The following is a 10,975-nucleotide window of genomic DNA, read 5'->3' as shown; positions in this document are numbered from 1 at the left end:
CTATGCTTGATCGTTTACTTCATCATTCGCATGTACTGCAATTAAGCGGTGAAAGCTACCGATTGAAAGATAAGCGGCGCTCAGGAGCAATAACTGAGTAAAACAGTGGATCAATTTTGATTGATCGGATTTAGATAAAAAGTGGATCAGTTTTCGGTGATCGTTGACAGGTATGTCACCTGTCCAGTTCTGTAAACAACTTAATGGTGTAAACATTAACCAGGTTAATTTATTTCTAGAATCACGGCATTTTCTCTACGATGCAGAAAAGGATATCTACAAGTCTTATGTCTGGCGAGTACATGCTTATGCACGCGATAAATATTTAACCGAGTCACCCTATATTGCAACAACGGGTTTTAGGCAACGTCAGTGTTACAAAATCGTTCTGCTAAAAAAAGGCGCTTCATGGTTATATCAGCAATATCTCAAAGGTAAGCTGCCGATGAAGAAAGACTGGAACGGTGAATTCACCCACGACAAATATAGTCAAGTGGCATAGGGCTATTATCCTGCCCACAATAACCCACGTCAGACACAGCCACACTTCTACGATAGTCTGTTTCCCCAAGCTCTTAAACGTCATGATGAACCGATTTGTAGCAAAAAACCAATGGATGAATTGACGCAAGGACGCAACATGAGCTATATTGTACTCAGCACCTTAACAAAACGGGTGCCGGGTTTGATAGCCTGAATTGTAGAGCGGATATAAGCCGCAAAATGCGGTTTTTTTGTATCCGTTATAACCAACGTTACGCCCCTATTATGGTGGGACGTAGCGGGGGAGCCCTAAGGCTCGCCGGGTTCTCTACTACCGGTCTATCAATCCCGTTACGTCTCGCCACCCTGTTTGATAGCAGGGTGCGAGGTTCGCAAGAACTTAGTAGAGAGGCAACCGCTATGGTTACTACCCCAACCCATGCTCACCCTAAATTTACAGATACTTATTGGATTATTCCTTTAGATTCAGCCGTTCCCTACGGTAAGGTCTCGTTCACACGACGAGACTTCCGTACCTTCATCGCCATGTTCAAAGACAGCCGCCTTATCTGGGCCGGTCGTAAACCGGTATGCTCTGGCATGGAGGGAAATTAACATGAAAATTGTTGATAGCTCCACCGCGCAACATGAAAAAATAAAAGCAGCAATTAGCCATGAAAGCTACAGCAAACTTATCAGAGCGATGGAAGTGGCGGGATATATTTACGAGCACATTAGTAAACATTCGTGTGAACATGAGCCAATGCCCTGGCTTCCTGAAATTATGGATTATTTACGGGAAGATATTAGTTGCATCTTTACAGAAATCGATAAGTACAGTTGAACGACAACTTATCTAACTATCTATTTTTATTAAAATAAACCAAAGGATTGTCGTTATGACTAACGTTGCTTATGCCGATTTTGGCGCTACTCATGCGTGCAAAGAGCCTAATGTTGCTGAACTTGAAGATGGTTATGTGAAACTGGCAAATACGCTTCTTGATGCCTTGTTGATGGCAGATATTACACTTCATCAACAAAAAGTAATGCTTGCAATTATTCGTAAGACTTACGGCTTTAATAAAAAAGTTGACCGTATCACTAATGCCCAGATAGCTAAAATAACAGGTCTCCCTGAGACAAGAGTTTGCACTGCAAAAAATCAACTTTTGGCGCGCAAATTTCTTCTCATGGATGGAAATTGCATAGGGGTTAACAAAGTTATTTCTGAGTGGCAAAGTTTACCTAAAAAGGGTAATACCCAAAACAGGGAAAGTTTACCCGAAAAGGGGAAAGAAATATTCCCCGAAATGGGTAATACCCAAAAGGGGGAAATATTCCCCGAAACAGGGAAGAAAACCTTCCCCGAAATGGGTAATAACTCTTCCCCAAAACAGGGAAACACAAAAGACACTATTACAAAAGACAATAAAAACAATAAAACACATAGTCAACTCCCGTTGACCGCGAACTGTGCCAAACCGGAAAAACGAAAACCCAACCCCCTTGACTGCGAAGCCTACCTGAACGCCTACAACGAGATTGTCGGTGACAGGCTGCCTCATGCGGTTGAAGCCAGCAACGAACGCAAACGCAAACTCAAGCTCCTCGTTGAATCACTGGTCAAGCCAAACCTGGAAGGGTTTCAGGATTACGTGAACGCCTTCATGCAACGAGCTAGGCCATTTCACTTTGGCGACAACGACCGGGGCTGGGTGGCGACGTTTGATTTCCTGCTAAACCGCAAAACCCTCACAAAAATCCGTGAAGGGACATTGTGAGGTTGAAAATGGGTTCAGAAATCGATTTTAAGCCACCTAGAACGCTCTCTACGGCGTTTTCTCGATATAGGTAACCCAATGGTAGCGCTTTTAAATTTGAACGCCTTAGAGAGGCTTACAGGTAGTTTTTCAGGAAAAATAAAAATGGTTAATTGTGATATTGAAGCCAGTGTTATCGGTGGTCTGCTGCTAGGCGGTTATACCCCCGATGCAGCAGATGTCATCGCTACGCTGGATGACGATGTTTTTAGCAACAGGCTATACCGTGATACGTTTCGTGAAATCAAGCGACAGGCGAAAACTCGCGGTCTGATTGATAGTCTCATGATTGGTGAAGCGATGGGAGAAGGTAATTTTGGTACTGTGATGGATACGGCGCGTCGGTGTCCCAGTGCGGCTAACCTCAAGGGCTATGCGAAGATTTTAGCGGACTATTACCGTGTGCGCCGCTTCACCGCATTACTGGGTGACGGCCTAGAAAAAATCAAAAAGTCACCTCATCACGAACAGGCATTATCAGTAATACAGGAAGTCAGCACCGCTTTGCGTGAAATCGAACAACCCGCAAATGAAATACGTCCCATGCATATTGGCGAACTGCTAGACCCTTACGCAGAATTGCTGGAAAAGCGACTCAAAAACGGAGAAGCCTCGGACTCACTGAAAACCGGCATTGATGAGCTGGACGAAATCCTGGGTGGAATTAATCCGGTTGATTTAGTGGTAGTTGCTGCTCGGCCAGGAATGGGTAAAACGGAATTTGCTTTAAAGGTCGCTCAAGGTGTTGCTGAACAAAATACGCTTCGTCAAATTGACACAGAGAACCGAGAAATAACGGAAATTGAACGTAAGAGCGTATTAATTTTCTCAATGGAAATGGATGCAATGCAGATTGTTGAACGCTCATTGGCCGAAGCCAGTCATTTGCCTGTCTCGACATTGCGTAAACCTTGCCGGATGGACAACGAAGGCTGGGCACGTGTATCGGAAGGGGTTAGACGCTTACAAGCCTTAGACGTTTGGGTAGTGGATGCTTCATCGCTAACCGTTGAGCAAATACAGGCTATTTCTTATCGCCACAAGCTGACTCATCCCGCGTTATCGCTCATCATGGTGGACTATCTCGGGTTGATTGAAAAACCCAGAGCCGAGCGAAATGACCTTGCAATAGCCCATATTTCTGCCAGTCTGAAACGCATGGCGAAAACCTTAAAAACGCCCGTGATGTCGTTAAGTCAATTATCAAGAAATGTTGAGCAGCGAACCAATAAACGCCCTGTTAATGCTGATTTACGGGATTCAGGGAGTATTGAGCAAGACGCTGACAGTATCATCATGCTCTACCGCGATGGAGAGTATAACCAAAACAGCCCTGCCGCCAAATACGCTGAAATTATCGTAACCAAAAATCGGTTTGGTAAACACGGGACAGCCTACCAGGAATTTATCAATGGGCATTTTATGCCAACGAATCAGCTGAGGGCAGCCAGTGCTTGCCAGACTAATACGGATGTTACCGCGACGAAACGTTATGCTGGCGGGGCGGTAGTTTAACGAAAACATCGACTGGAATTGCTGATGACCCCAGGAGGCAATTAACCATGCTCAATATCACCCCAAAAAGTCGCCAAATAACCGCCTTAAATTTGCTACGCCAGCACTGGAAGCAACATAGAACGTTATTACTTTCTGCTCCGGTGGGTTTCGGCAAGACGGCGATAGCGGCCTTTATCACTGACGGGTTTATTTCGCAGGGAATGCGAGTCATGTTCGTTGCACCTTACACAGTATTGCTGAACCAGACGGCAACCCGGTTTATTGAGTATGGGCTACCAGAGGACGAGATAAGTTACGTGTGGCGTAACCATTGCCAACATCATCCAGATCGTTTAATCCAAATAGGCTCTGCTGATACGCTAATTAGGCGTACTTTTCCCGATAATATTGATTTACTTATTGTTGATGAAGCACACATTAAGCGCGATAAATTGCTCAAAATCATCAGCAAAGGTGAGATGCGCGTTATAGGCTTGTCTGGAACACCCTTCGCACCCTGGATGGGGAAATACTACGAGAAGCTGATTAAACCAACGACAATGCGAGATCTGATCAATATCGGAGACTTAAGCCGTTACGATTTCTTTGCGCCAGATAAACCCGATTTATCAGACGTGAAGACCACTCGTCTTTCTCAATTTGGGGATGATTATGTGGAAAATCAGATCGCCAAAATCATGAGTGATCATACTCTCGTCGGCAACATCGTCCAGAACTGGATCAGGAAGGGGGAAGACAGACCAACTCTCTGTTTCTGTGTTTCTGTTGCGCATGCCAATGCAGTTGCTAATGCTTTCACCGATGCTGGCGTACCCGCAGCAGTGATTATTGCTGAAACACCTCAAGAAGAAAGACGAGAAGTTATTCAACGCTTCGAGGCTGGTGAGATAAAAATCATTGTCAATGTCGGTGTGTTGACTGCGGGATTTGATAGTGATGTACGCTGCATCATCTATGCCCGGCCGACAAAATCAGAAATACGCTGGATACAATGCCTTGGGCGAGGTTTACGTACTGCGGCAGGCAAAGATAGCTGCCTCATTTTCGATCATAGCGGTACCGTAGATAAATTGGGTTTTCCTGACGATATAGAGTACGACGATTTACCCAGTGAAAAGAAAACACTCAACATTGCGGCTCCCACGAAAACCTGCCCAGAATGTCACTGCGTTGTTTATGCGGGATTTCATACCTGTCCCGAGTGTGGTTTTGATTTTGGCGTTGAAGAAAGTATCGATGTTTCAGAAGCAGATGAGCGAGAGTTAATCAAAGTTCGTCGCGCTGAATATCCTGGTAGCAAGGAAGAAAAACAGGATTGGTGGAGTCAACTCAAATATTACCAAGCGTATCGGAAAAGTATCGGCAAGCCCATATCTAACGGATGGTGTTCTCATACCTACCGTGAAAAGTTCGGTTGCTGGCCTGAGAAATTTGACAATACCCCCAAGGAGTTAACGCCTACTGTAAGTCATTTCATTCAATCAAAAATGCGTGCTTTTGCTCAAAAAATGAAATTTCAACAAGTCAAAAAGTGCGCATAATTTATCAAAGTAGTACCAATGAAACATTCAAAAAAAAGCTGGTTTCGACATGAAGCCATTAACACACAACAAGCCAATAGGCTGGTTAAGCAATACACGAAGAAAGGCTATCATGTTGAGAAAACACTTAACAGCGATACTGAATTATGGGATGTCGCCGTTAAACTGGTAGAACGCCAAAATCATCACCCTACTCCACGCTGCATGATTAACAAAGTCTGGAACTCTCCGTTATACAAAAATCCTACTGTGGTTTAGAAATTATGCTAATCAGTCATACAGCGAAACCATTCAAAGATCGGTGGCAAACGCCAATTGAAGTATTTCGAACACTCGATGCTGAATTTACTTTCAGACTGGATGCCGCCGCCGATGAAAATAACGCGCTATGCACAGCGTTTTTAAGTGAAAAAGCCGATGCATTGAAATGTGACTGGAATAGCGACGGTGCTATTTTCTGCAACCCGCCGTACAGCAATATCAAGCCGTGGGTGAATAAAGCGGCTGAGCAGTGTCGAAAGCAAAAACAGACTATTGTGATGTTACTCCCTTCTGATACGTCTACGGCCTGGTTTTATGAAGGTCTTAATACGGCTGATGAAATCCGCTTTATTACCGAGGGTCGACTGTTATTTGTTTCAGCTGAAACAGGTGAACAAGGCACATCAGGAAACAGTAAAGGCAGCGTTTTATTTATTTGGCGACCTTTAGAAAGAGAGGTATGCAAGATAACACATATACGCAAAAAAGAATTATTGCCGCTCACAACAGGTTGTTCAACATGATTAAATACATCAATATTTTTATCCGATTATTACTCCTCATCGTTGTTTTTCCAATCATTTTATATCTTAGTGCCATTCGATATGTGAATGAAAATATTGATATTTGGGAAAGTAAGGCTGAGGACATAATTTCATCAATCCAAAAGTTTTTAGATAAATATTTTCCTGTAAGATCTAAATAAAAAATGACTCTCGAAATGAAATTAAAACAGGTGCAGGAGGAATAACCATTAATTTAAACTATCCGATTTACCAGCGAATAGACGGTGATCAATATCGTCATATTTATGCTGTAGGTGACCTTCATGGCTGCTATGATTTACTCATCGATAAAATGCAAAAAGTTAATTTTAATAAAGAAAAAGACTTGATTATATCTGTGGGTGATTTGATAGATAGAGGTAATCAGAGCGTTGAATGTCTTGGTTTGCTAAATGAAAAGTGGTTTAAGGCTGTTCGTGGTAATCATGAAGCGATGGCTATTAGTGCATTAAAAACAGGCGATGTTAACAACTGGATATATAACGGCGGCCAGTGGTTTTTTATGCTTGATTATGAAAAGGAAATATTAGCTAAAGCATGTTTAAAATTAGCTGAAAAATTACCTCTCATTATCGAATTAAATGTTAATAACAAAAAAATAATTATTGCTCATGCTGACTATCCTGATGATGAATATGAATTTGGGAAGAACGTTAATAAAAAAGATGTTATCTGGAATCGAAAAAGAATCAAACAGCAAGAAAGCAGGAAAATTAAAGGCGCAGATCTATTTATTTTTGGTCACACTCCAATGATTAAAGGCGTGTGTCATAGAAGCAACCAGTTATATATAGATACAGGAGCTGTATTTGGTCAAGGGCTGACATTGAAGAAAATAAAATAATTTAGTTAATAAAGAAAATCCAACTTTGGAATCACTGCTAATGGTTGATAAAAATAAGCACCTATCAATTAGGTTTTTTGATAGAGAATCGGTTAGCTCTGTGTTTTTAGTTAGTGCTCATCTGCTTGAGGAGATTGAATGGCGGACTTTTCCCACAATAACACGAGTTTCGCACAGGAATATAAAATTCTAAAAATAGCTTTAAAATGATGATTAATTAGCAAGTCACCACCGCCCCGCTGAAAAAGCGAGCCATAAACAGAAAACACCCAAACAGTCGGTTTTGGGGTGTGTGAAATAACCAAAATACAGCCATTAAGTTAAAACCAACACCAGGGCACTACCAATATGGCTGTAAATATAAACCGGATACCTCCGGCACACACTACCAAACCCCATTGCCTGGAGATAATATGAAAATTATTGTTATTGATGAAAGCAAACCTAATATCAGATGGGAATTTTCCCTCTAAGGTTTGGATGAAAACATGATAATCGAACTCCCTTTCCCGCCAAGTGTTAATACCTATTGGCGACATAATTCAAAACACACCTACTTAAGTAATAAAGCAAAAGCATTTAAAGCAACAACGGCAAAAATTGTCAACGAGATGCGCCAGAAATCCGGCTGTCAAAAATTTGAAGGTGAAGTCTCTGTATTGATGCAACTCTATCTACCTAACAAGATAAAGCGTGATGTGGACAATTATTCCAAAGGCGTACTCGATTCTTTAACTGGAGCGGACGTTTGGAATGATGATAGCCAAGTTCGCGTGATGACCATTGAGAAAATTGATAACAACGGCGGCGTGAAAGGCGGTAAGTGTGTTGTTGCCATTAACGAATATCTGGAACATGACAAGTAGAGCGACTACATAAAATTTATGAAAGTTGCTGAAAAGTTAGAAAGCAAAGAATTATGCCGCCGTACTGTTAATATTTTGCAATAAGCAGTAAATACTGAAACCTCTATAAAAAAAGAATGAAGGATTAGGATAATTCAACTCTCCTAATGTCTAGGTAATTAATTTTTCAATTAACTTTCTTGCAGTAGTCAACATCTAAGGAATGAGAAAATATGATACATAATCAACCAGAAGTAAAACAACTACAGGCAAATCAACTCGAAATTATTCGAAATCTGATTTCTCAAGGAATTATTTATTATCCATATCCTCAATTTGAAGAAGAACATCGGCCAGTATACCCAATTCAAGGATTAGATCTTCAATTAGAAGGCATTCAATTAGATGCAATTAGGGCACTTAATTCTCTTTTTGCTCAGAGTAATCAATATGCAGAATTCGTTTGTACTGAAGGTCAAAGAAATATAGATCAAATTGATGATAATTTTATAAGTAATTACATGATACAAATAAGACATGCAATAGATCTTAGTGCAGGATATATAATAGATGAAGAAACTGCGTTTAATATTGAAGAAACAATTCATGAAGCGTTCACTGAATCTCCAACTTTCCGACTAGCTATGGCATTTAGTATCGGAGAATCGAGATCTAATTTAAATTTTGAACAAAATCCTGTTTTATCAGAAGTTCGTTATAGAAATTATTACTTAAGAAATCCAAACAGCAACGTAAGATTAGAGAATCTTGCTGCATATGATTTAGATACTGCTTTATCAAATCTTAATTCTCCACCTGTATTATCGAATATCTATTTTTCTCTTCCAGAGGGAAATATAAACCATCCATATATAGCAATTCCTGTTGTTCCAAACCCTGAGTCTTATTTTTATCCTCTTTGGCAAGCCTGTTTAATCCATGAAATAATTCATGCGATAACTAATGCTATGGACCCATCGTTAGATGGACCACGGTTAGGACCTACTGAGATTCTTACTCAATATGTAGTAACTGAAATGAATGTTGTTATTAGATATCCTCAATCTAGGGTTATGTTTAACAGTTATGATGATCCAGATAGAATTAGAGCTGCACAACAATTAGAGTGGGTGGCTTTACTCCACTGTTTATTTCGGAGTGAAAATTTAAGCGAACGAGTAAACAGACTATTAGAAATTGGTGATCGAATGGTTGCAGAAATAGCTGCCCAACCTTATGCGCATGAACCTAATGCGGAATTATTATCTATATGTCCATTTGATGATGATCAAGAGCATTTGCGATTCCCTTTTTTTTCGGGTGCTCATGGGATTTCAGTTGCAAAAAGTTTTTTTTGTATTAATCACTCTGATATCATATTTAATGATGGACTTAAATTATCAAATCTCCATTTAATAAAGTATGATTTAGCCGCTGCCACGGTTGCTGTAAATTTAGTAAAAAACGGTTCAGGTTTTAATAAATCAGAATATCTTTTATGGAAAGATTGGTATCATGATAAGGAATGGAGAGGAATTTTTAAATCCGGCATTTATGATTATGGAAAAAATCTATTTAATAATGAGTGTGGATTGGTGTTTAAGGATGGCTCTTTCTTGGTAGGTATTTCTGGCATGATGTTAAATAGTTTGAAAAAGAATTTTGGACATGAAGATAAATGGGTTAAGGAAAATAAAAATTTAATTAATAACAGTTCTTTTGGTGTGATGTTTTTTGATAAAAATGGCAGGCCAGTCGCTGTAGTATTTACTGTCGCTGATAAAGGTTTTTTTGGTTCTGGATACTCTTTTATTTATAATAAAAAGAAATGGGAATATGTATTAGACGAAAATTGGGATATGAATAAATTTTTCGGCAATACTAAATCACTCGATTCACATGCTCCACGATTTCTGATTAATAAATATATAGTAAAATCAATTGATAGTGAACATGAATCAGGAGGATTATGAAGCTGATAAAACACCCCGAATTTGATGTATAAAAAGTCGACACTCAAGATGGTTATCTGCCATAGGCATAAGCCCTTTACTGGGTGGTATAGAGCTACCCATTAACAATATGGTCGTGACTCATATTTTTTGATAATTATAGATATTCAAATAAGTAAGAGCGATCTTTTGATGTTGAGATCGTCTGTAAAAAATAAAAATTCCACAGTATCATTCAACAGAATAAATATGTGATATTATTTTCTTATCGACAAATCTGAGTCACGACTACGTAGTCTCTCTCTCCAAAAGTCACCATCAACTCAGTTTCACGCACGACGAACTTCAGCTTGATTACAGTGAACTGATGAAAAACCATGACGACCTTAAGCGACAATATGAAAACTTGCGCCGACCTTTTTCTGTCACCAAAGACGTGCCGTATACCGATGTGTGGAGCTTTCCACCCGTACTGTATTATCCCGGCAAACATCCTTGTGAAAAACCAGCCGCATTGCTTGAGCACATTATTAACGCCAGTAGCAGGTCAGGTCATGCCGTAGCGGATTTCTTTATGGGTTCTGGTTCGACGGTAAAAGCAGCAATTAAATTAGGCCGGCAAGCTATTGGAGTGGAGTTGGAAACAGATAGATTTTTACAGACAAAAAAAGAAATAGAAAATTTTTCCCAATCATTACACCAATTGAAAGGCAGCACATACGAAAAAGGTTAAGTGTTTAATTGAAGAAGCGCAATTATTGTTAACTTTTTAAGGAAGCACAGTAGCGATCATTATGAACAACATAGAATTCATTAAAAATCAGGTGGTAAATGAACTTGTTAAGCAGGGTTACGAGCAATCTGTAGCCAGAATCAGCGCAGATATCGCCGTGGAACATTATCGCCGAAATTCAGCTAGCGCGAGGGGCAAGATTTTTTCAGATTGTCTACATGCTGCCAAAGTCTGGGCTGGAAAGTATCAGCCTCAAATCAAAAGATAACGAGGAGTACCACCCCATGTGGATATTAATCCTGGCTATGTATGCCAGTCCTTACTCATCCAGTAACGTAGCCAGCCTTCATACACAGGAATTTGATACTGAAAATATGTGTCAATTCGCTGCTAAACAGTTTGAGCGGGA

General features: G+C 40.2%; 13 protein-coding genes. All 13 read left to right on the top strand.

The window, feature by feature from the left end:
* Window positions 1-101 (top strand): ATP-binding protein (locus G468_RS23085; RefSeq protein WP_248604894.1); only part of this gene is annotated, 101 nt, incomplete at its 5' end.
* Between the two features lie 71 nt (window positions 102-172).
* Complete coding sequence (locus tag G468_RS21215) at window positions 173-502, top strand: hypothetical protein (protein WP_211229673.1); 330 nt, start codon at window positions 173-175, stop codon at window positions 500-502.
* A gap of 362 nt (window positions 503-864) precedes the next feature.
* Window positions 865-1,098, top strand: a complete 234-nt coding sequence (locus G468_RS23080; protein WP_155847006.1) for a hypothetical protein — start codon at window positions 865-867, stop codon at window positions 1,096-1,098.
* A gap of 1 nt (window position 1,099) precedes the next feature.
* Window positions 1,100-1,327, top strand: a complete 228-nt coding sequence (locus tag G468_RS0114340; protein ID WP_026823682.1) for a derepression protein — start codon at window positions 1,100-1,102, stop codon at window positions 1,325-1,327.
* Between the two features lie 55 nt (window positions 1,328-1,382).
* Window positions 1,383-2,267: a replication protein gene (locus tag G468_RS0114335; protein WP_026823681.1), complete on the top strand. Its 885-nt coding sequence runs from the start codon at window positions 1,383-1,385 to the stop codon at window positions 2,265-2,267.
* 144 nt (window positions 2,268-2,411) lie between these two features.
* Window positions 2,412-3,821, top strand: a complete 1,410-nt coding sequence (locus G468_RS0114330) for a replicative DNA helicase (protein ID WP_026823680.1) — start codon at window positions 2,412-2,414, stop codon at window positions 3,819-3,821.
* A 47-nt stretch (window positions 3,822-3,868) separates the two neighbouring features.
* Window positions 3,869-5,365, top strand: coding sequence for a DEAD/DEAH box helicase (locus tag G468_RS0114325; RefSeq protein ID WP_026823679.1), 1,497 nt, complete (start codon window positions 3,869-3,871; stop codon window positions 5,363-5,365).
* A gap of 18 nt (window positions 5,366-5,383) precedes the next feature.
* Window positions 5,384-5,623, top strand: coding sequence for a hypothetical protein (locus G468_RS21205; RefSeq protein ID WP_051297128.1), 240 nt, complete (start codon window positions 5,384-5,386; stop codon window positions 5,621-5,623).
* 5 nt (window positions 5,624-5,628) lie between these two features.
* A complete protein-coding gene (locus G468_RS0114315) occupies window positions 5,629-6,150 on the top strand; it encodes a phage N-6-adenine-methyltransferase (RefSeq protein ID WP_026823678.1) in 522 nt (173 codons plus the stop codon).
* A 247-nt stretch (window positions 6,151-6,397) separates the two neighbouring features.
* Window positions 6,398-7,036, top strand: a complete 639-nt coding sequence (locus G468_RS0114305; protein ID WP_026823676.1) for a metallophosphoesterase — start codon at window positions 6,398-6,400, stop codon at window positions 7,034-7,036.
* 488 nt (window positions 7,037-7,524) lie between these two features.
* Window positions 7,525-7,902 (top strand): RusA family crossover junction endodeoxyribonuclease, encoded by a 378-nt coding sequence (locus G468_RS0114300; RefSeq protein WP_026823675.1) that lies wholly within the window; start codon window positions 7,525-7,527, stop codon window positions 7,900-7,902.
* Window positions 7,903-8,114: 212 nt separating this feature from the next.
* Window positions 8,115-9,854 (top strand): M85 family metallopeptidase, encoded by a 1,740-nt coding sequence (locus G468_RS22580; RefSeq protein WP_051297127.1) that lies wholly within the window; start codon window positions 8,115-8,117, stop codon window positions 9,852-9,854.
* 226 nt (window positions 9,855-10,080) lie between these two features.
* Window positions 10,081-10,566 carry a DNA methyltransferase gene (locus G468_RS21190; protein ID WP_081700695.1) on the top strand — a complete coding sequence of 162 codons (486 nt, stop codon included), beginning with the start codon at window positions 10,081-10,083 and terminating at the stop codon, window positions 10,564-10,566.
* The last annotated feature ends 409 nt before the right edge of the window (window positions 10,567-10,975 follow it).

Origin of the sequence: Arsenophonus nasoniae DSM 15247 (genome assembly GCF_000429565.1) — a bacterium.
GTDB classification, from domain to species: domain Bacteria; phylum Pseudomonadota; class Gammaproteobacteria; order Enterobacterales; family Enterobacteriaceae; genus Arsenophonus; species Arsenophonus nasoniae.
This window is presented reverse-complemented; position numbering and strand designations above follow the sequence as displayed.